The sequence below is a fragment of the Mesorhizobium sp. AA23 genome (assembly GCF_001672435.1).
GTDB lineage: Bacteria > Pseudomonadota > Alphaproteobacteria > Rhizobiales > Rhizobiaceae > Mesorhizobium.
In genome coordinates this window covers 62,039-83,455 of record NZ_LYTP01000009.1, presented here as the reverse complement: position 1 = coordinate 83,455, position 21,417 = coordinate 62,039, and the positions used below count along the sequence as shown (strand labels likewise).

Annotated in this window: 17 protein-coding genes; 11 read left to right on the top strand and 6 right to left on the bottom strand. The window is 64.1% G+C overall.

From position 1 onward, the window contains the following. The first annotated feature begins 178 nt into the window (after positions 1 to 178). Complete coding sequence (locus A9K66_RS09585; RefSeq protein ID WP_067322834.1) at positions 179 to 943, top strand: pseudouridine synthase; 765 nt, start codon at positions 179 to 181, stop codon at positions 941 to 943. A 12-nt stretch (positions 944 to 955) separates the two neighbouring features. On the opposite strand, the gene A9K66_RS09580 is transcribed toward A9K66_RS09585, so the two are convergent. Both A9K66_RS09580 and A9K66_RS09575 read right to left on the bottom strand, forming a co-directional pair. Beyond that, entirely contained in the window at positions 956 to 1,537 is a 582-nt protein-coding gene (locus A9K66_RS09580) for a histidine phosphatase family protein (protein WP_067322831.1), read from the bottom strand. Between the two features lie 196 nt (positions 1,538 to 1,733). Then, positions 1,734 to 3,068: a dicarboxylate/amino acid:cation symporter gene (locus A9K66_RS09575; RefSeq protein ID WP_067322894.1), complete on the bottom strand. Its 1,335-nt coding sequence runs from the start codon at positions 3,066 to 3,068 to the stop codon at positions 1,734 to 1,736. A 234-nt stretch (positions 3,069 to 3,302) separates the two neighbouring features. On the opposite strand from A9K66_RS09575, the gene A9K66_RS09570 reads away from it, so the two are divergent. The 3 genes from A9K66_RS09570 to A9K66_RS09560 all read left to right on the top strand — a co-directional run bounded on the left by A9K66_RS09570 (position 3,303) and on the right by A9K66_RS09560 (position 7,020). Then, a complete protein-coding gene (locus tag A9K66_RS09570) occupies positions 3,303 to 5,168 on the top strand; it encodes a sensor histidine kinase (protein ID WP_156751050.1) in 1,866 nt (621 codons plus the stop codon). Then, positions 5,165 to 6,553 carry a sigma-54 dependent transcriptional regulator gene (locus tag A9K66_RS09565; protein WP_067322825.1) on the top strand — a complete coding sequence of 463 codons (1,389 nt, stop codon included), beginning with the start codon at positions 5,165 to 5,167 and terminating at the stop codon, positions 6,551 to 6,553. The genes A9K66_RS09570 and A9K66_RS09565 overlap by 4 nt, the downstream gene beginning before the upstream one ends. Before the next feature lie 119 nt (positions 6,554 to 6,672). Beyond that, complete coding sequence (locus A9K66_RS09560) at positions 6,673 to 7,020, top strand: hypothetical protein (RefSeq protein ID WP_067322821.1); 348 nt, start codon at positions 6,673 to 6,675, stop codon at positions 7,018 to 7,020. Here the strand turns inward: A9K66_RS09560 and ggt are convergent, their stop codons facing one another. The 3 genes from ggt to A9K66_RS09545 all read right to left on the bottom strand — a co-directional run bounded on the left by ggt (position 7,021) and on the right by A9K66_RS09545 (position 12,538). Then, the gene (gene ggt, locus A9K66_RS09555; RefSeq protein ID WP_067322818.1) at positions 7,021 to 8,760 is read right to left on the bottom strand and encodes a gamma-glutamyltransferase; all 1,740 of its coding nucleotides are present in this window, start codon (positions 8,758 to 8,760) and stop codon (positions 7,021 to 7,023) included. A gap of 223 nt (positions 8,761 to 8,983) precedes the next feature. Then, positions 8,984 to 10,276: an L-rhamnose catabolism isomerase gene (gene rhaI / locus A9K66_RS09550; RefSeq protein WP_067322814.1), complete on the bottom strand. Its 1,293-nt coding sequence runs from the start codon at positions 10,274 to 10,276 to the stop codon at positions 8,984 to 8,986. A 159-nt stretch (positions 10,277 to 10,435) separates the two neighbouring features. Continuing rightward, a complete protein-coding gene (locus A9K66_RS09545; RefSeq protein ID WP_067322811.1) occupies positions 10,436 to 12,538 on the bottom strand; it encodes a bifunctional rhamnulose-1-phosphate aldolase/short-chain dehydrogenase in 2,103 nt (700 codons plus the stop codon). A gap of 186 nt (positions 12,539 to 12,724) precedes the next feature. Here A9K66_RS09545 and A9K66_RS09540 point away from each other — a divergent pair, with 186 nt between their 5' ends. From A9K66_RS09540 to A9K66_RS09510, 7 genes are all read left to right on the top strand, one after another. Then, complete coding sequence (locus A9K66_RS09540) at positions 12,725 to 13,534, top strand: DeoR/GlpR family DNA-binding transcription regulator (protein WP_067322808.1); 810 nt, start codon at positions 12,725 to 12,727, stop codon at positions 13,532 to 13,534. A gap of 55 nt (positions 13,535 to 13,589) precedes the next feature. Next, positions 13,590 to 14,585, top strand: a complete 996-nt coding sequence (gene rhaS / locus A9K66_RS09535) for a rhamnose ABC transporter substrate-binding protein (RefSeq protein ID WP_067322805.1) — start codon at positions 13,590 to 13,592, stop codon at positions 14,583 to 14,585. A 119-nt stretch (positions 14,586 to 14,704) separates the two neighbouring features. Continuing rightward, a complete protein-coding gene (locus A9K66_RS09530; protein ID WP_067322803.1) occupies positions 14,705 to 16,261 on the top strand; it encodes a sugar ABC transporter ATP-binding protein in 1,557 nt (518 codons plus the stop codon). Next, a complete protein-coding gene (locus A9K66_RS09525; protein WP_067322800.1) occupies positions 16,258 to 17,235 on the top strand; it encodes an ABC transporter permease in 978 nt (325 codons plus the stop codon). The genes A9K66_RS09530 and A9K66_RS09525 overlap by 4 nt, the downstream gene beginning before the upstream one ends. After that, positions 17,232 to 18,236, top strand: coding sequence for an ABC transporter permease (locus A9K66_RS09520; protein ID WP_067322797.1), 1,005 nt, complete (start codon positions 17,232 to 17,234; stop codon positions 18,234 to 18,236). The genes A9K66_RS09525 and A9K66_RS09520 overlap by 4 nt, the downstream gene beginning before the upstream one ends. Next, positions 18,236 to 18,550: an L-rhamnose mutarotase gene (gene rhaM / locus A9K66_RS09515; protein ID WP_067322795.1), complete on the top strand. Its 315-nt coding sequence runs from the start codon at positions 18,236 to 18,238 to the stop codon at positions 18,548 to 18,550. The genes A9K66_RS09520 and rhaM overlap by 1 nt, the downstream gene beginning before the upstream one ends. Further along, entirely contained in the window at positions 18,547 to 19,911 is a 1,365-nt protein-coding gene (locus A9K66_RS09510) for an FGGY-family carbohydrate kinase (RefSeq protein ID WP_067322792.1), read from the top strand. The genes rhaM and A9K66_RS09510 overlap by 4 nt, the downstream gene beginning before the upstream one ends. Before the next feature lie 85 nt (positions 19,912 to 19,996). Here the strand turns inward: A9K66_RS09510 and A9K66_RS09505 are convergent, their stop codons facing one another. Next, a complete protein-coding gene (locus A9K66_RS09505) occupies positions 19,997 to 21,253 on the bottom strand; it encodes a D-amino acid dehydrogenase (protein ID WP_067322789.1) in 1,257 nt (418 codons plus the stop codon). Between the last annotated feature and the right edge of the window lie 164 nt (positions 21,254 to 21,417).

Genomic DNA, 21,417 nt, shown 5'->3' with positions numbered 1-21,417 from the left:
TTCTCGTCACCGGAGCAGCCACATCAGCACGAGACCGCCAGCGAGCGTGGCGACCAGGCCGGCCGGGATCTGGCGCGGGATCAAGGTGCGGCCGATCTGCGAGCGAAAGGCAATGCGAGAAGTGCAAGCACGGCGGCCAGGTTGCGCCGGCGTTGCCCGGCATGGCATCTGTCGGCCGATGACACGCAAGCCCCTACGACAGCTTCCCGAATTCCCGCGACGACCGATCGCTGGAAAAGTCAGCCTCAACCGAGCGCTGTCGAAGCTAGGATTCTGCTCGCGCAAGCAGGCCGAACTGATGATCGCCGAAGGACGCGTGCGCGTTGCCGGCAAGGTGGCGCGCGATCCGTCGCTGCGCGTCGATCCGGATCGCGACCGCATCGCAGTCGATGGCGCACAGGTCGCCGCGGAACGAAAAGTGTATCTGATGCTCAACAAGCCGCGCGGGCTGGTCACCACGCGCGACGACCCCGACGGGCGCGGCACGGTCTATGACTGCCTTGCTGATCTTGACCTGCCCTTCGTGTCGCCGGTCGGCCGTCTCGACAAAGCGAGCGAAGGTCTGCTGTTGATGACCAACGACACGCGCTGGGCGAACGGCTTGCTCGATCCTGCCTCGCATGTCGCCAAGACCTATCATGTGCAGATTGCTTCCGCGCCCGACGAGAAGATGCTCGAGCGGTTCCGCCAAGGCGCTGTCGTCGACGGGGAATTGCTGACGGCGAGCTCGATCGCGCTCTTGCGCAGCGGCGGGCACACGGCCTGGCTGGAGATCGTGCTCGACGAAGGCCGCAACCGCCAGATCCGCCGCATGCTCGGCGCCTTCGACATCGAGGTGCTCAGGCTGGTGCGGGTGGCGATCGGGAGGCTGCAGTTGGGTGATCTCGCGAAGGGCAAGGCGCGGCATTTAACGGCCGTGGAGCTGGCGATGCTTGCCGCTTAACAGGGGCCGGAACTACTTTTGGTTCCAGCGGCGGATGACCGGTTCGGTCAGGTCGTGCTCGTAGCCGAGGATGCTGAGGCTCGCGGTATCGAGGACGAAATGTTCGCCGCCTTCCGGCGGCAGGCTGATCCAGCGCGCCGCAAGCACGCGCAGGAAATGCGAGCTCGAGAAGATGAGCACATTGCCGGCCGCCGTCCGGATTTCGGCCACGATCGCATTGGCCCTGGCGCCGACATCGGCTGCCGTCTCGCCGCCCGGGCAGCCGTCGCGAAACAATTGCCAACCGGGGCGTCCGGCAAGGATTTCCTTCGTTGTCACGCCTTCATAGGCGCCGTAGTCCCATTCCTGCAGATCGGCCTTCTTGAGCGCGCGCTCGCCGAAGCCGGCCAGCCGGCAGGTGTCGAAGGCGCGCTGCGACGGGCTCGACCAGACCGCCTGGAAGGCCTGGTCCTTGAGGCGGTCGGCGACGCCGCGTGCGGCCTGTTCGCCTTTCGCGGTCAACGGAACGTCGGTGCGGCCGGTATGCTTGCCCGATGCGCTCCATTCCGTCTCGCCATGGCGGACAAGGTAGATCTCGGGAAACGCGCTGCTCATCCGCCGGCCCTCACGCTTGGATGCACCGGCAAGAATGCCGGCCCGCGCCACCCTATGCGGCGTCCGACAAAAAGAACAGGCCGCGGCGGAGCCACGGCCTGTTTCGGCTTGGGTGGACGCTCTTTGTCTGCGCAACTCCGGATCGAAGGCTACGGTGAAGTCACCGAGGCAATTTTCCCGGAATTGCTTCGGTCGCTCAGGCCGGCTGCAGGCCGCCTGAGAGCGCGAGGTCTGCCTCCTCCGGCATCTGGCCGGCCATGGCGGCGGCGAACTGCTTCTGGTCGAGCTCGCCTTCCCAGCGCGCCACGACGATGGTCGCGACGGCGTTGCCGACGAAGTTGGTCAGCGCGCGGCACTCCGACATGAAGCGGTCGACGCCGAGGATCAGCGCCATGCCGGCAACCGGCACCGAAGGCACGACCGAAAGCGTGGCCGCCAAGGTGATGAAGCCGGCGCCGGTGATACCGGCGGCACCCTTGGAGCTCAGCATGGCAACGAGCAGCAGCAGGATCTGGTCGCCGAAGGTGAGCGGCGTATCGGTCGCCTGGGCGATGAACAGCGCTGCCAGCGTCATGTAGATGTTGGTGCCGTCGAGGTTGAAAGAATAGCCGGTCGGGATGACAAGACCGACCACCGAGCGATTGCAGCCGGCGCGCTCCATCTTGGCCATCAGGCCGGGAAGTGCTGCCTCCGACGATGAGGTGCCGAGCACCAGGAGCAGCTCTTCCTTGATGTAGCGGATCAGCGCGAGGATGGAGAAGCCGTTGTACCATGCCACCGCGCCCAGCACGATCAGCACGAAGAGCAACGACGTCAGGTAAAAGGTGCCGATCAGGAAGGCGAGATTGGCGATCGCCCCGATGCCGTATTTGCCGACGGTGAAGGCCATGGCGCCGAAGGCGCCGATGGGCGCAGCCTTCATCAGGATGGCGACGAGGCGGAAGATCGGCGCCGTCAGCGCCTGCAGGAAGTCGACCACCGGACGAGCGCGCTCGCCGACCAAAGCGAGAGCGACGCCGAACAGCACCGAGAAGAACAACACCTGCAGGATGTCGCCCTGGGCGAAGGCGCCGGTTATGGTGTCGGGGATGATGTTCAGCAGGAAGCCAACGATCGTCGTATCATGCGCCTTCTCGGTGAAGGTCGAGACCTTCGAGGCGTCGAGCGTCGCCGGATTGATGTGCATGCCGGCGCCGGGCTGGACGACATTTGACACGATCAGGCCAACGATGAGCGCCAGTGTCGAGAAGACGAGGAAATAGATCATCGCCTTGCCGGCGACCCGGCCGACCTTATGCAGGTCGGAGACGCCGGCGATGCCGGTCGCGACGGTGAGGAAGATCACTGGCGCGATCACCATCTTGACCAGCTTGATGAAGGCATCGCCGAGCGGCTTCAGCGAGGCGCCGATGTCGGGATAGAAATGGCCGAGCAGGATGCCGGCGGCGATCGCCGCCAGGACCTGCACGTAAAGATGCCGATAAAAGGGAACTTTGCCGCGCGGTTCCGCGGCAGCGATTGCCGTCTGCATGATGTCCTCCGTTCGGCCCCGATCGAGAAGCTCGACCTCCCGGGGCAGTTGACCTTCACAGCCTCGCGGCTGCTGCGGATGCATTTGCAACGGCCGTGCCAGATTGCGCCTTGAGGCGTCGAGCATTGATTTTGTTTGGTTTTCTGACGCAACGCGCTTTGCCATTCGACAGCGCAGTGCGGCGATCCGCATAGCTCGAATTGTGCTTTGTGCGAAATCATGCACAAATGGGCGATGCTGCAACGCCCCGCCGCTGCCCTCGCTTCGACGCCCGAACTGCTCGCCGGGCGGGCGCGGCGCGCCTGGCTGCTGTTTGCGGCGGTGGCGCTTCTCATCGTCTTTGCAGCACTCTATGGCGCCGGCCTCTACGGACGCTCGACCGAGATCGAGGCGCTGTCGGCACAAGGGCGGACCGACGCCAATCTCAAGGTCGCGCTGCTGCGCGCGGTGCTGGAAAATCCGCGCGCGCTGCCGCTGCTTCTGTCCGAAGACCAGCAGGTGCATGACGCGCTCGCTGAGCGCAGCCCCGCCTCGATCGACGTGCTGAACCGCAAGCTCGAAGGGCTGGTTTCGGGCACCAAGGCCTCGGTGCTTTACGTCACCGGCCCGGACGGGCTGGCCATCGCTTCCAGCAACTGGCGCGAGCCGGTAAGCTTCGTCGGCAATGACTACGGTTTTCGCGCCTATTTCTCGGGCGCCATGCAATCCGGCACGGCCGAGTATTTCGCGCTCGGCAATGTCAGCAAGCGCCCGGGCCTCTACATTTCGCGCCGTGTCGGGAGTGCGGCGGCCCCGCTCGGCGTCGTCGTGGTCAAGATGGAGTTCGACCAGCTCGAAGCCGACTGGCACGAGGCGAACCGCCCGGCCTATGTCAGCGACGAGCATGGGGTGGTGCTGATCACCAGCGTGCCCTCCTGGCGCTTCATGACGACGGCGCCGCTGGCCGCTCCAGTCGCGGCCGACATCCGCGCCAGCCAGCAGTTCGGCGAGGCTCCGCTGGTGCCGTTGCCCATCACGAGGCCACAACCGCTCAGCCCCGATGTCGCGTTGGTGCACGCCATCACGCCCGGCGGCAGCGACGCGGAGTATCTGCGGCTATCCACCGCCGTGCCGTCGACGCCATGGCGCCTCGACTATCTCGTGCCGGCGGAAGCGCCGATCGCGGCGGCGCAGCGCGAAATGCGTTTGTTGGCCCTCGGCGTCCTTGTCCCGCTGCTCGCTTTGGCCGCTTATCTGTTGTGGCGCCGGCAGTCCGCGCAGATGCGGATCGCTGCCGAGCAGGCGGCGCGCGCCGAACTCGAACGGCGCGTCGTCGAGCGCACGCAGGACCTCAGCCTCGCGCGCGACCGGCTGCAGGCCGAGATCGCCGACCACCGCAGCACCGAAGCCAAGCTGCAGGTCATGCAGCAGGAGCTGGTGCAGGCCAACCGCCTGGCGACGCTCGGCCAGGTTGCCGCGGGCGTCGCGCATGAGATCAACCAGCCGGTGGCGACCATCCGCGCCTATGCCGACAATGCGCGCGTTTTCCTGGAACGCAAGCAGACGGCGCCGGCGGAGGAAAATCTCGGCGCCATCGCCGCGCTGACCGAACGCATCGGCTCCATCACCGAGGAGCTGAAAGCTTTCGCCCGCAAGGGTCGCACCGCCGCCGAGCCGGTCGAGTTGCGCAGCGTCATCGAAGGCGCAGTGGTGCTGCTCAGGAGCCGCTTTGCCGGCCGATTGGACGCGCTGGCGATCACGCTGCCGCCGGCGACGCTGAAAGTGATGGGGAACCGGCTGCGGTTGGAGCAGGTGCTGATCAACCTGTTCCAGAACGCGTTGGAAGCGCTCGAGGGGCGTGACGGTGCTCGGGTCGAAGTGTCCGCCGCGGAAACCGCCGACGGCGTCGCGCTGATCGTGTCCGATAACGGACCGGGGATTCCGCCGGCGATCCTGAAATCGCTGTTCACGCCTTTCAATACCTCGAAGGAAAAGGGCTTGGGGCTCGGGCTCGTCATCTCGAAGGACATCGTCGCCGACTATGGCGGGCGTATCGAGGTGACAAGCAGCGGGACCGGCACCCGCTTCACCATCCATCTCTCGAAGGCTGGCCCGAGATGACAGACGGCAATCCGGTCATCCTGATCGATGACGATAGTGACCTGCTCAAGGCGACGAAGCAGACGCTCGAACTCGCCGGTTTTGCCGTGTCTGCCTTTTCCTCGGCAAGCGAGGCACTCGCCGGCCTCGATGCCGGCTTTGCCGGCGTCTTGGTGTCAGACATCCGCATGCCCGAAATGGACGGCCTGCAGCTTTTCGACCTCGTGGTCGACCTTGACCCGGATATCCCCGTCATCCTCGTCACCGGGCACGGCGATATCGCCATGGCGGTAAAGGCGATCAAGGACGGCGCCTATGACTTCATCACCAAGCCCTTCGCGGCCGACCGGCTGGCGCAAAGTGTATGGCGCGCCGCGGAAAAGCGCCGTCTTGTTATGGAGAACCGCGCCTTGCGCGAAGCGGCCGAGCAGGCGCAGGAAGGTCTTCCGCTGATCGGCCAGACACCGGCTATGGAGCGGCTGCGCCGCACGCTGAGACAGATCGCCGACACCGATGTCGATGTGCTGGTGACCGGCGAGACAGGCTCGGGCAAGGAGGTGGTGGCGAGCCTGCTGCATCGCTGGAGCCGCCGCGCCAAGGGCAATTTCGTCGCGCTCAATTGCGGCACGTTGCCGGAGACGGTGATCGAAAGCGAATTGTTTGGCCATGAGGCCGGTGCCTTCACGGGCGCGCAGAAGAAGCGCGTCGGCCGCATCGAGCATTCGAGCGGCGGCACGCTGTTCCTCGATGAGATCGAAAGCATGCCGCCCTCCACTCAGGTGCAGATGCTGCGCGTGCTCGAAATGCGCGAGGTGACGCCACTCGGCACCAACGAAATCCGGCCGGTCGACCTGCGCGTCGTTGCCGCCGCCAAGATCGATCTCGGCGATCCCGGCCAGCGCGGCAATTTCCGCGAAGACCTCTATTATCGGCTGAATGTGGTGACGCTTTCGATCCCGCCATTGCGCGAGCGCCGGGACGACGTGCCGTTGCTGTTCGGGTATTTCGCCGAGCGCGCCGCTGCCCGCTTTCATCGCCAGGTGCCCGCGGCGCCGGCCGCCGTCCAGCGCCATCTGCGCGAACACGACTGGCCCGGCAATGTCCGCGAGCTCGCCCATTTTGCCGAGCGCTTCGTGCTCGGTCTGGAAGAGATCGGCAGCAGCCCCGCCGCTCAGCCGACAGATTTGGACGTCTCGATGCCCTTGCCGGAACGGCTGGAGCGCTACGAGGCCGAGATCATCCGCGAGACACTTGGCCGCAATGGCGGCGATGTCCGGCGTACGATCGAGGCGCTCGGCATTCCGCGCAAGACCTTCTACGACAAGCTGCAGCGGCACGGCATCGTGCGCAGCGATTTTTCCAGAGAGATCAAGCTTGTGGAACCGGATCGAAGCCCTCGGCGTTGAGGCTATCCAGGAAACCGTGGCACGTTGGCACCAGCCGGGTGGCGAACGCATGATGGCGGTGGCGTTGCCGGTTGCACTTGGCAAGCGTTGATGGTTTGTTGCCGCTCAGCGGAGAACGAATGATGCGCGAATCCCTCGGTCAAGACGAATACGGCTCGGCCAGCCCCTTTGATCCGGACGATCTGCCGAATCTCAACGCAATGGGACCGGCGATGGGCAGCGGCAATGATTTCGAGAAATATGCCGTTGCCGTCATCATCGTGTTCGGCGCGCTGATCATCGGTGGCCTGATGGCCGCCTCGATGACCTTCGGCCACCGCAACGGCTTCCTGTTTGCGTTGGGCGGCGCCACTTCGGCCTGGATTTCGGGCAACGCGCTGCTGATTGACCGGCCGCGCATGTATGCGCTGTTCGTCGGCATCGCGGCGGTGCTGCTGATTGCCTCGACCATTACCCTTGTCGTATAGTCAGTAGCCCAGCGCCTCGCCGGAAGCGGCGCGGCTGTCGATGGCTCCGTTGTAGCGGGCGCCGCCACCTTTCTCGATCTCCGCCAGGCTCTTGCCGCCGACAAGGATGCCGGCCGCCTGGCCCCAGGTCTGGTCACTGAGATCGAGATGATAGCCCATGCCGGCAAGCAGCCTTTCGGTGTCGGGAGAAAGCCCGAAAGGCTCGACATAGACGGTGTCGGGCAGCCATTGATGGTGCATGCGCGGAGCGTCGATCGCCTCCTGAATGTTCATGCCGTGGTCGATGACGTTGACGATTGCCTCCAGCGTGATGGTGATGATGCGCGAGCCACCCGGGCTGCCGATGACCATGAACGGCTTGCCGTCCTTCACAACGACGGTCGGGCTCATCGAGGACAGCGGCGTCTTCTTCGGCTGGATCGCGTTGGCCTCGCCTTGGACCAGTCCGTAGAGGTTGGGCACGCCGGGCTTCTGGGTGAAATCGTCCATTTCGTTGTTGAGCAGGATCCCGGTGCCGTCGGCGACGACGCCGGCGCCAAAGGAACCATTGAGCGTATAGGTGACGGCTACCGCGTTGCCGTCCCTGTCGATGATAGAATAATGGGTGGTTTCCTTCGACTCGCCGAAGCCCTTGGGCATCAAGTCCTTCGAGACGCCGGCGCGGAACGGATCGATCTTGTCGCGGATGTCCTTGGCATAGCCCTTGTCGAGCAGTTTCGAGACCGGATTGTCGACGAAATCCGGATCGCCGAGCGCCGAATTGCGGTCGACATAGGCATGACGCATGGCCTCGACCATGACGTGGACGGTCTCGGCCGAGCCGGCTCCGAGATAGGACAGCGGATAGCCTTCGAGCACATTGAGGATTTCGCAGATGATGACGCCGCCCGAACTCGGCGGCGGCGAGGAGATGATCTCGTAGCCGCGATAGGAACAGGTCACCGGCTTCAGCTCGCGCACCGCGTATTGCTCGAAATCGCCTTTGGCGAGGATGCCGCCCTTGGCGCCGCTCGCCTTGACGATCGCGTCGGCAATCGGCCCCTTGTAGAAGGCATCGGGGCCTTTCTCGGAGATCGCCGAGAGCGAGGCCGCAAGGTCCGGCTGGACTAGCTTCTCGCCGATGCCATAGGGCTTCCCGTCTTTTTTCAGAAAAATAGCGGCCGCTGCCGGATCCTTGGCCAGCCGGTCGGCGCCGCCGGCGAAGGAGGCCGCGTCGCCCTGGTTGAGGACGAAGCCGTCCTTGGCATAGGCGATCGCCGGGGCCATGAGATCCTGTCTGGACAAGGTCCCGTATCTCTCGCGCGCCATCTCGAAGCCGGCCACCGAACCAGGCACGCCGACGGCGAGATAACCGTCGAGGCTGGCACCTTTGATCGGCTTGCCGTCCTTGTCGAGATACATCGTCTTGGTCGCCGCAAGGGGCGCGCGCTCGCGGAAATCGATGAAGGTCGAACGGCCGTCCTTCAAGCGGATGGTCATGAAACCGCCGCCGCCGATATTGCCGGCATTCGGATAGACGACGGCCAGCGCATAGCCGACGGCGACCGCCGCATCGACGGCGTTGCCGCCCTTCTTCAGCACGTCGACGCCGACTTCGGTGGCGAGATGCTGGGCGGTCACCACCATGCCGTGCTCGCCCTTGGCGGGAGCCGGCGAAGCCGCAAAAACGGCGGCCGATGGTGTGAAGGCAACAGTGAGCGCAAAGCTGACGGCGATCAGCGTCCGGCGGGTGAGATGCATGGTGGGTCTCCAAGGCGGGGGGACACCCAGGAAAGACCGTTGGAGCGCGTTAGTCCAATAACAATTGGAGTAGCATTGGGCAGAGCCCCTCACCTGCCTCGAATTGCGAAGGGCAATTCGGGGCAGTCCGACCTCTTCCCGCGGGGGAAGGAGCTCGTCAGCGCCGACGCCAACCTCTTCTGCCTTGGGAGAAAGGCGGCCGCGAAGCGGCCGGATGAGGGTGTCAGACGATCCCGCCGCCACCGCCGGCGACGCCCGGCCGCTCCGCCGCGACCTTCGCCCGGTAGCCGGCCTCGCGATAGGCGGCGACCGGATCAATGGCGCCGCCGGTTCTCAGCCGCGCCATGGCGAGGATCGGCTCGACATCGGTGCGGTAGGCGGTCTTCAGCGTCTGCGTCGCCATCAGCGCGTCGTTCGCTTCCTGAAAACCGTCCAGCGCCTTGCGGTCGACCAGCAGCGCCTGCGCATAGGCGCGCTGCACCTCGACCGCGGACAGCATCAGGCTTTCGATCGGATCGGTGACGTTATGGCTCTGGTCGAGCATATGCGCGGGATGGAAGCCCTTGGCACCCGAAAGCTCTGCATCGACCAGCTCGTTGAAGACCAAAAACAGCCGGTAAGGATCGATCGAACCGGCGTCGAGATCGTCGTCGCCATATTTGGAATCGTTGAAGTGGAAGCCGCCGAGCTTGCCGAATTGAATCAGCCGCGACACGATCATCTCGATGTTGACGTTGGGCGCGTGGTGGCCGAGGTCGACGAGGCAGAAGGCCTTGTCGCCGAGCTCCTTGGCGATGATGTAGTTCGTGCCCCAGTCCTGCACGACGGTCGAATAGAAGGCCGGCTCGTACATCTTGTGCTCGGTAAACAGCCGCCAGTCGTCCGGCAGGCCGGCGTAGATTTGCCGCATGGCGTCGAGATAGCGCTCGAAGGCCTTGGCGAAACTGACCTGGCCGGGGAAGTTCGAGCCGTCGCCGATCCAAACCGTCAGCGCCTTCGACCCAAGCGTCCTGCCGATCTCGATGCATTCGAGATTGTGCTCGACCGCCTGGCGGCGCGTGCCGGCATCGGCGTGCGACAGCGAGCCGAATTTGTAGGAGAGCTTCTGGTCCTTCGCGTCGGAAAAGGTGTTGGAGTTCATCGCATCGAACCCGAGCCCGAAACGCGCCGCCGCCTGCTTCAGCCGGTTCGGATCGGCCTTGTCCCACGGGATATGCAGCGAGACGGTAGGCGTCGCTTGCGTCAGCTGGCTGATGACGGCGCAATCCTCGATCTTGTCGAAGATGTCGCGCGGCTCGCCGGGGCCGGGAAAACGGGCAAAGCGCGTGCCGCCGGTGCCGACGCCCCAGGACGGGATCGCGACGCCGAATTTTTCCACCTTGTCGCGGATGGCGTCGATGGCAATGCCGCGCCGGTCGAGGCGTTCGCCGAGCGAGGCGTAGTCGCGCTCCAGGTAAGCGTTGCGCACAGCGTTATGTTTGGCGACGAGGTCGGCTGCGATGATGTGTTCGGACATTTTTTCCTCCCAATTCGTCTGCGCTGCCCCTCATCCGCCTACCGGCACCTTCTCCCCGTATAGTCACGGGGAGAAGGGACGCGCTCCAGCGCTGGCGCCCCCTCTCCCCGTTCTTACGGGGAGAGGGTAAGGGTGAGGGGCAGCGCTGGCTTTGACAATTTACCGCGTAAAGCTCTGCGCGTTGCCGGCGTCGACATTGACGATGTTGCCAGTCGACTTGGCCGACATGTCGGAAGCGAAGAAGTAGATCGCTTCGGCGATATCTTCCGGAAATACCGAGCGTTTCAGCATCGAACGCGACCGGTAATGCTCCTCGAGATCGTCGGTCGACATCTTGTAGGCGGCGGCGCGCTGTTCCTTCCATTCGCCGGTCCAGATCTTGGAGCCGCGCAGCACGGCGTCCGGATTGACGACGTTGACCCTGATCTGCGCCTCCGCACCCTCAAGCGCGAGACAGCGCGCGAGATGGATCTCGGCCGCCTTGGCCGTGCAGTAAGCGGTGGCGTTGGGCGAAGCGGCAAGGCCGTTCTTGGAGGCGACGAAGACGACATTGCCGCCGATCTTCTGCGCGCGGAACAGCCGGAAAGCCTCGCGCGAAACGAGGAAATAGCCGGTCGACAGGATGTCCATATTCTTGTTCCACAACGCCAGCGTCGTTTCCTCGATCGGCGCCGAGGAGGCCAGGCCGGCATTGGAAACCAGAATGTCGATGCCGCCGAACTCGACCGAAGTTTCGGCAAAGCCCGACGTGACCTGATCTTCCGAGGTCACGTCGATCCGCACCGGACGGACGAAGTCTTTGCCGTAGGCTTTCGACAGTTCTTCGTGAGCGCCGGCAAGCGCGGTCTCATCGATATCGGCCAGCACGACGCAGGCGCCTTCGCGCAGCAGGCGGTTGGCGGTGGCGCGGCCGATGCCGCCGGCACCGCCGGTGACCAGGGCGATCTGTCCCGCCAGCGCCTTCGGCTTCGGCAGGCGCTGGAGCTTGGCTTCTTCCAACTGCCAGTATTCGATGTCGAAGGCCTCCTGTGCCGGCAGGCCGACATAGGACGAGACCGTCGAGGCGCCGCGCATGACGTTGATGGCGTTGACGTAGAACTCGCCGGAGATGCGCGCCGTCGCCTTGTCGCCGGCGAAAGTGAACATGCCGACGCCCGGCATCAGATAGACGACCGCGTTCGGATCGCGGATGGCGGGCGAGTCCGGATGTTTGCAGCTGTCGTAGTAGGCCTGGTAACCGACGCGATACGCTGCAATGTCGTCGGCGAGGCGCGCGATGACGGCATCGACATCCGGCTTTGCCGGATCGAACTCGATCACCAATGGCCGGATCTTGGTGCGCAGGAAATGGTCCGGACAGGACGTGCCCAGCGCCGCCAGCGGGCGCAGGTCTTTCGAATTGACGAATTCGAGCACTGCCGGCTGGTCGTCGAAATGGCCGAGCTTATGGCTCTTTTCCGAGATCAGGCCGCGGATTCTCGGCATGAGTTTCGCGGCAATGGCACGCCGTGCCGGCGCGTCGAGCGCCTTCACCACCTCGCCGCCGAAGATCGCCTTGCCGTCGGATTTGCGCTCGAACCAGTCGATCGCCTGATTGATCACCGAAATCGTCCTTTCGTAGCATTCCTTCGGCGTGTCGCCCCAGGTGAACAGGCCGTGGCTTTCGAGAACCACGCCCTTGGCGTCGGGGTTCTCGCGGCAGAATTTCTCCAGCCACAGCCCAAGCTCGAAGCCCGGCCGCTTCCAAGGCAGCCAGCCGATGGCCTCGCCAAACACCTCTTTCGTGATCGCTCTGGAGTCCTTCGCCGCGGCAATTGCGATAATGGCATCGGGATGCATGTGGTCGACGCAAGCCTTCGGCACAAAGGCATGCAGCGGCGTGTCGATGGAGGCCGCGCGCGGATTGAGGTTGAAGGTGCAGTGGGGCAGATAGCCCACCATCTCATCCTCGTGGTCGACGCCGCGATAGAGGCTCTTTAGCGCGCGCAGCTTGTCCATGTAGAGGGTCGCAAACCCGTCGAGCTTGATCGAAGCGCTGTCGCCGCCCGAGCCCTTGACCCACAGCACCTCGACGTCCTCACCGGTCAGCGGGTCTTTCTGCCAGACCTTGGACGAGGTGTTGCCGCCGCCATAATTGGTGACGCGCTTGTCTGAACCCAGCGTGTTCGAGCGATAGACCAGAAGCTCGGGACCGCTCATCCCTTCGGCCCTTGCATCGTCCCACAGATTGGCGAGGCGCGAGCCGGAGCGCTTGTCGAGCATAGGTATCCTCCCTTGGGACGCTAAAACCGAGCAGTCCAATTTGGCTGGAATGTCTACGCAACAGGGCCTCTTGTCAATCATAAACGATCAAGATCGATCATATTGCACTGCACAATGAAAATATGTGATTGGAAATGATTGACACTGCGCGTTTTCTGGTGCCTGATAGCCAGGCAGGGAGGAACCATGCACGAAAAAGAGCGCCACAGGATCATTCTGTCCGCCGTCCAGGAAAAGCCTGTGGTGACGGTGCAGGAAATGGTCGACCTGACGGACTCCTCCGAGGCGACGATTCGGCGCGATATCGCGGCGCTGCATGTGCAAAAGCGGCTGCGCCGGGTGCGCGGCGGCGCCGAGGCGATCTCACCGCCGCAAGTCATCGGCCTTGCCGGCCGGCCCTTCTCGGTCAACGAAACGCTGAACGCCGCGCAGAAGCGGGCGATCGCCCGCGAAGCGGTGAACCTTTGCAAGGACGGCGAGCCGATCATCATCAATGGCGGCACCACGACCTTCCAGATGGTGCATTTCCTGACCGGCCGCCGCATGCCGATCTTCACCAACTCGTTCCCGATCGCCGAGCACCTGCTCAAGCACTCGAAGAACACGGTGATGCTGTCGGGCGGCACGATCTATCGCGAGCAGAACATCATCCTGTCGCCCTTCGACAACGACGTGACGCGCAATTTCTATGCGCGGCGCATGTTCATGGGCGCTCAAGGGTTGGGACCGCTCGGCCTGATGGAAGGCGACCCGCTGCTGATCCAGGCGGAGCAAAAACTGATCGACCAGGCCGACGAGCTGGTGGTGCTGGTCGATTCCTCGAAATTTCGCATGCGCTCCAGCCTGATCCTGTGCGGGCTGTCGCGCATCACGACCGTGATCACAGACGACGGTATCGACGACCGCGAAGCCAAGATGCTGGAAACCGCGGGTGTGGCGCTGATCGTCGCCCGCAAACAGTCAAGCGACAAGGAGGAATCTTCACTGCAGGTCTGAGGACAACTCGCGCCCGCAGCGGCGATGGAATGCAACGCTCAAGGGAGGATATTCGATGAGCTTTTTGAAGAAACTGCTGGTCACGGCGGCCTTTTCCGCCGCCATGTTCGTGAATGGCGCCTATGCCGAGAACGTCAAGATCGCACTGGTCGTGAAGTCGCTCGGCAACGGCTTCTTCGACGCCGCCAACAAGGGCGCCGAGGAAGCGGCCAAGGAACTGGGCGACGTCGACGTGATCTATACCGGTCCGACCAAAGCGACGGCGGAGGCGCAGATCGAGGTGATCAACTCGCTGATCGCGCAGAAGGTCAATGCCATCGCCGTCTCGGCCAATGACGCCGATGCGCTGGTGCCGGTGCTGAAGAAGGCGATGGATCGCGGCATCACCGTGATCTCGTGGGACTCCGGCGTCGCCAAGGAAGGCCGCCAGCTCCACCTCAACCCGTCCGACACCAATTTGATCGGCGAGACCATCATCAAGCTCGCCGCCGACTACCTGCCGGAAGGCGGCGATGTCGCCATCCTCTCGGCATCCTCGACCGCGACCAACCAGAATGCCTGGATCGAAGCGGCCAAGAAGGTGCTGCCGGAGAAGTTCCCGAAGATCAAGCTGGTCGCCATCGTCTATGGCGATGACGACTCCGCCAAGAGCACCGACGAAGCCAAGGGCCTGTTGAAATCCTATCCGAACCTCAAGGCGATCATCGCGCCGACCACCGTCGGCGTCGTTGCCGCCGCGCAGGTCGTCACCGACGAGAACCTGATCGGCAAGGTCAACGTCACCGGCCTCGCGCTGCCGTCGGAGTTCAAGAAGTTCATCGACAACGGCGCCAGCCAGGCGGTCGCGCTGTGGAACCCGATCGACCTCGGCTACTCGGCGATCTATCTCGCGCATGACCTGGCGGTGAAGAAAGAAGAGGCCAAGCCCGGCGCCACGCTGTCGATCGGCCGCGTCGGCAAGGTGACGCTCGACGACACCAACTCGGCTGCGATGGCTCCGCCCTTCCAGTTCGACAAGACCAACATCGAGAAGTTCTCAAAGATCTATTGATCTGAGGAGCTTGCACCCTCCCCCTTGTGGGGAGGGTCGGCGAGGCGGTGTCGCGAAGCAAAACTGGCGAGACGGGGCGGGGGTGACGACGCTTCCATGCACCAGGACCTTAACTTGATATGCTAGACAACCCCCATCCCGCTCACGTTGTTCGCGACCCTCCCCGCGAGGGCGAGGACAAATTGGCCCCGCGCCTGACGCTCTTAGGCATCTCCAAGAGTTTTCCGGGCGTTCGGGCGCTGCACAATGTCAGCCTGTCGCTCTATCCCGGACAGGTGACGGCGCTGATCGGCGAGAACGGCGCCGGCAAGTCGACGCTGGTCAAGATCATGACCGGCATCTACCAGCCCGACGCCGGCGAAATCAGCATCGACGGCCAGGCCACGACGCTGCCCAGCGCGCATGCCGCCTTCGGCCACGGCATCACCGCCATCCATCAGGAGACGGTGCTGTTCGACGACCTTTCGGTCGCCGAAAACATCTTCCTCGGCCATGCGCCGCGCACCCGCTTCGGCACCATCGACTGGCGCACCATGCGCAAAAATGCGCGCGAGGTGCTGGAGACGATGCGCGCCGGTCACATCGACGCCGACACCCGCCTGAAGGACCTCGGCATCGCCAACAAGCATCTGGTGGCGGTGGCGCGCGCCATGTCCATCGACGCGCGCATCGTCATCATGGACGAGCCGACCGCCGCACTTTCGATGAAGGAGATCGAGGAGCTTTTCCTCTTGATCGAATTCCTGAAGAGCGAAGGCAAGGCGGTGCTCTTCATCAGCCACAAGTTCGACGAGATCTACCGCATCGCCGACCGCTACACCGTCTTCCGCGACGGCGAGATGGTGGGCGAAGGCCTGCTCAAGGACACCGGCCAGAACGAGATCGTGCGTATGATGGTCGGCCGCAACGTCGACCACATCTTTCCGCAGCGCGAGCCGAAGATCGGCGCGCCGGTGCTGTCGGTCTCCCGCCTGTCGCACCCGACCGAGTTCGACGATATCGGCTTCGAATTGCGCAAGGGCGAAATCCTCGGCTTCTATGGCCTGGTCGGTGCCGGCCGCAGCGAGGTGATGCAGGCGATCGCCGGGATCACGCGCACCAGCCGCGGCACGATTTCGCTGGACGGCAACTCAATCGCGCCGAAATCGGCGGCGGATTCGATCAAGGCCGGCATCGTCTATGTGCCGGAAGAGCGCGGCAAGCAGGGTGTCGTCATCGGCCTGCCGATCTTTCAGAACGTGTCGCTGCCTTCGCTGGCGCGCACCTCGAAATCCGGCGTGCTCAAGCTGGCGAAAGAGTTCTCACTTGCCCGCTCCTACACCGAGCGGCTGGACCTGCGCGCCTCGTCGCTCAGCCAGGATGTCGGCACGCTTTCCGGCGGCAACCAGCAGAAGGTGGTCATCGCCAAATGGCTGGCGACCACGCCGAAGGTCATCATCCTCGACGAGCCGACCAAGGGCATCGACATCGGCTCCAAAGCCGCCGTGCACGGCTTCATGGCCGAGCTCGTGGCGCAGGGGCTATCGGTGATCATGGTCTCCTCGGAACTGCCGGAAATCCTCGGCATGTCCGACCGGGTCGTGGTCATGCGTGAAGGCCGTATCGCGGCCACCTACGACAACAAAGGCCTCGACGCCGAGACGCTGGTCAGGACCGCAGCGGGGATCGCGGCATGAAGAATTTTCTCAAGTACCGCGAGATCTGGCTGCTCGCCGGCATCGTCCTGCTGATCGGGCTGATCTCGACCCGCTTCCCCGGTTTTGCCGATCCGGCCAATCTGCGCCAGGTGTTCAATGACACCTCGATCCTGATGATCCTGGCGCTCGGCCAGATGGTGGTGATCCTGACGCGCTCGATCGATCTGTCGATGGCGTCCAACCTCTGCTTCACCGGCATGGTCGTGGCCATGCTCAACGCCGCCCATCCGGCGATCCCGATCCCGGTGCTGATCGTCATCGCACTGCTTGTCGGCCTCCTGCTCGGCGCCATCAACGGCTTCCTGGTGTGGCGGCTGAATATCCCGTCCATCGTGGTCACGCTCGGCACGCTCACCATCTATCGCGGCGCCACCTTCGTCGTCTCCGGCGGCGCCTGGGTCAATGCCGACCAGATGAGCCCCGACTTCATCAACTTCCAGCGCGCCGCCTTCCTCGGCCTGCCGGTCCTGTCGTGGATCGCGCTTCTCGTCATTGCGCTGTTCTTTCTGGCGATGACGCGCACGCAGATCGGCCGCTCGATCTATGCCATCGGCGTCAACCCGACCGCCTCGGTCTATGCCGGCATCGATGTCGGCCGCACCAAGTTCATCGTCTTCTGCATTTCCGGCATGATCGGCGGGCTAGCCGGGTACTTATGGATCTCGCGCTACGTGATCGCCTCGGTCGAAGTCGCCAACGGCTACGAGCTCAACATCATCGCCGCCTGCGTCATCGGCGGCATCTCGATCGCCGGCGGCATTGGCTCGGTCGGCGGCGCGGTGCTCGGCGCGCTCTTCCTCGGCATCATCTCCAACGCGCTGCCGGTCATCAACATCTCGCCCTTCTGGCAGATGGCGATCTCGGGCAGCGCCATCATCCTGGCCGTGGTGCTCAACGCGCGCGGCGAGCGCCGGCAGGGTCGCATCATCCTCAGAAAGGCGGAAGCGGCATGACGGACACCACCCCTGCCCCGCGCCATATCCCCGACCGGCTCGACAAGCCGCTTTCTTCGGCGATCTTTTCCTGGGAGGCACTGCTCGTAGTCATCGCGATCCTCATCTTCGCGGTGAACAGCTTCGCCTCGCCCTATTTCCTCGACCCGTGGTCGCTCTCGGATCTGACCTTCAACTTCACCGAAAAGGGCCTGATTGCGCTTGCAATGGCGCTGCTGATCATCTCGGGCGAGATCGACCTGTCGGTTGCCGCGATTGTCGCGCTCGCTTCGACGATGATGGGCATGGCGGCGCAGGCGGGCGCCGGCACGCCGGTGCTGGTCGCGATCGGCATCGCCGTGGGGCTCGGCTGCGGCGCCTTCAACGGATTGCTCGTCACCAGGCTCGGCCTGCCTTCCATCGTCGTCACCATCGGCACGATGAGCCTGTTTCGCGGCATCGCCTTCATCATCCTCGGCGACCAAGCCTATAAGGGATATCCGGAGAGTTTCGCCTTCTTCGGCCAAGGTTATGTCTGGTGGGTCTTCTCGTTCGAGCTGGCGTTGTTCCTTTTCGCGGCGCTGGTCTACTGGTTCGTGCTGCATCGCACGAGCTTCGGCCGGCGCGTCTTTGCCATTGGCAACAATCCGGTCGCCTGCCAGTTCTCCGGTGTGCGCGTCGACCGCATCAAATTCATCCTGTTTTGCCTGACCGGGCTGATGTCGGGCATCGCCTCGGTGCTGATCACGTCGCGGCTCGGCTCGACAAGGCCGTCGATTGCGCAGGGCTATGAGCTGGAGGCCATCACCATGGTGGTGCTGGGAGGTGTGTCGATCCTCGGCGGCGCCGGCAGCATCCTCGGCGTGGTTCTTGCCGCCTTCATCATGGGGCTGGTGACCTTCGGCCTCGGCCTGCTCAACGTGCCCGGCATCGTCATGTCGATCTTCATCGGCCTGCTGCTGATCATCGTCATTGCGCTGCCGATCGTCTGGCGGCGGCTGCGCGAAGGACGTTTCGCCTGATGGAGAAACACGCCTTCAAGATGAAGCTCAATCCCGGCATGAAGGCCGAGTACAAGCGCCGCCATGACGAGATCTGGCCTGAGCTGGCGGAGCTGCTGAGAGATGCCGGCGTCTCCGACTATTCGATCTATCTCGACGAGGAGACCAGCATCCTCTTCGGCGTGCTGTGGCGACGCGACGATCACGGCATGGCCGACCTGCCGAAACATCCTGTGATGCAGCGCTGGTGGGCGCATATGGCCGACCTCATGGAAACCAAACCCGACAATGAGCCGGTGGCGGTGCCGCTGGAAACCATGTTCCATATGGCATGATCCGCCACGTCGCCGTCATCGATATCGGCAAGACCAACGCCAAGGTGGCGCTGGTCGAGCTCACGACGCCGAGCGAGATCGCGCTGCGCCGCACCGCGAACGCGCCCGTTTGGCAGGCGCCCTACCCCTATCACGATGTCGAGGCGCTGTGGACGTTCATCCTGAACAGCCTCGCCGATATCAACCGCGAGCGGCGGATCGATGCGATCTCGATCACCACGCATGGCGCGACCGGGGCGCTGGTCGACGCCGCCGGCGAACTGGTGCTGCCGGTGCTCGACTATGAGTTCGACGGCCCCGACCAGCTTGCGGCCGACTACGACGCCGTACGCGCTCCCTTCGCCGAAACAGGCACGCCGCGGTTGCCCATCGGCCTTAATCTCGGCGCGCAATTCTTCTGGCAGCAAAAGCGCTTTCCAGTGGAATTCGCCAAGTCCGCCGCGATGCTGATGTATCCGCAATATTGGGCGCTGCGGCTGACCGGCGTCGCCGCCAACGAAGTGACATCGCTGGGCTGCCACACCGATCTGTGGAACCCCTGGACGTCCGACTATTCCTCGCTGGTCGACAGGATGGGCTGGCGTCCGCTGATGGCGCCCGTGCGTCGGGCGAAGGACAGGCTCGGATCGATCCTGCCGGCGATTGCCCGACTGACAGGGCTCGACCCCGCGACTCCCGTGTTCTGCGGCCTGCACGACTCCAACGCCTCGCTTCTGCCGCATCTGCTGTCCGATCGGCCGCCCTTCTCCGTCGTCTCGACCGGCACATGGGTGGTGTCGATGGCGGTCGGCGGCAAGAAGGTCGAGCTCGACCCGGCGCGCGACACGCTGGTCAATGTCAATGCGCTCGGCGATCCCGTGCCGTCGGCGCGCTTCATGGGTGGACGCGAGTTTTCGCTGCTGACTGAAGGCCAGCGGCAGGACTGGACCGAGGCCGATGTTGCCGCCGCGCTGGCACGAAAAGCATCGCTTCTGCCGTCAACCCAACAAGGCTCCGGGCCATTCCCTCACCGCGCCGCGCAATGGGTCAACGCCGAGGGCTTGCCTCCCGGCCAGCGCTTCACCGCCATCTCGTTCTATCTGGCGCTGATGACCGTGACCTGCCTGGAGTTGATTGGCGGCGACGGGCCGACGACGGTCGAAGGGCCCTTTGCGCGGAACCCGCTTTTTATCCGCATGCTGGCGGCGGCAACGGGACGGGCTGTCATTGCGTCGGAGACGTCGACAGGAACGAGCATCGGCGCGGCACTGCTGGCGTCAGACGGCGCTACCGTCATCAGCAAAGGCGAGCGGACCGAGCCACCCTCAGATCCGGCTTGGCATGATTACGCGCGAGCGTGGCAGCGGGTCGTCGGGACGTGATCCCCGCCATGGTATTTGCCACAACTTGACAGGTCACGCCGACCAGCGCCGACATAGGCCGGTGGCAACTTGCGCACCGATCGTCTCAGCCCGCTGTCGCGTAAAGCAACCCTTGCGTATCGATCTCGGGCTTGCGGCCGGCGACGAGGTCGGACAGGAATTTTCCCGAGCCGCAAGCCATGGTCCAGCCGAGATGGCCGTGGCCGGTGTCGAGATAGAGGTTGCGGTATTTCGCCTGACCGAAGATGGGCACGGAACTCGGCATCATCGGCCTCAGGCCTGCCCAAAGCAGCGCCTTCTTCTCGTCGAAGGCGCCCGGGAACAGGTCCTTGCCGGTTTCCAGGATGGTTCTGAAATCACCCGGCTTGAAGCTGCGATCGAAGCCGATGAATTCCGCCGTCGAGGACATCCGCAGCCGGTTGCCCAGCCTCGAATAGCCGATCAGCCGGTCTTCGTCGGCGCCACCCATGGTGGGGCCCCTGCTTTCGTCCTCGAGCGGGACGGTCACGGTGTAGCCCTTCACCGGGTAGACGGGCAGGTCGATGCCGTAGCGGCGGCCGAACAGGCCGCTTTCGGGTCCCATCGAAATGACGACGGCGTCGCCCGTTACCGGTCCGGCCGAGGTCATCACGGCTCGCACCCGCTCGCCCTCGATGTCGAGGCCCTCGATTGTCGTGCCGAACAGGAACCTGACGCCGAGCTTCTCGGCCGCATAGGCGGCGAGCTTGTCGACGAATTGCTTGGAATCGCCGGTCTGGTCGATTGGAGAATAGATGCCGCCGGCGATCTTGTCCTTCACGCTGGCAAGGCCCGGCTCCAGCTCGGCCAAGCGGTCGCGGCCGACGATCTCGATCGGCAGGCCGCGCTCGCCGAGGTAGCGGTAATTGTCGGTGCCGGTGTCGAAGCTTTTCTGCGAGCGGAAGAAGTAGAGGATGCCTTTCTTGCGTTCGTCGTAATGGATGCCGGTCGCCTCCGAGAGCGCATTGATGCAGTCGCGCGAATAGAGCGCGAGCTTCAGCTTGACGTCGGTGTTGGCGCGCAGGCGCGCTACGGTGCACTCGCGCAGGAAGCGCAGGCTCCAGGCATAGAAATACGGATCGAGGCGCAGCCGGACCTTGATGCCGAGGTCATGGTTCCAGAGCGCGCGCAGAAAGGTCTTGAGCGCCGCCGGCGAGGCCCAGGCGGTGGCGTCGCCCGGCGAGACCAGGCCGGCGTTCGACTGGCTGGTGCCGCGCGCCGCTGCCTCATGGCGCTCGATCACCGTCACCTCATGACCGTCTTTAGCCAGATAGTAGGCGGCCGCCGTGCCAATCACGCCGGCGCCGAGCACCAAGACCTTCATGCCGTCCCTCAAGGCTCATTCCAACAGTGCGCCTTCGGCACACCAACGCATGAGCCTCAATACCGCGTCTAAACTCGCCGGACGAGCCCTTGGCCCAACAGGTCAGTCTCATTACGCAATTCCGGGACGAAGGCTACGGCGAAGTCGCCGAACCCAACCGCTAC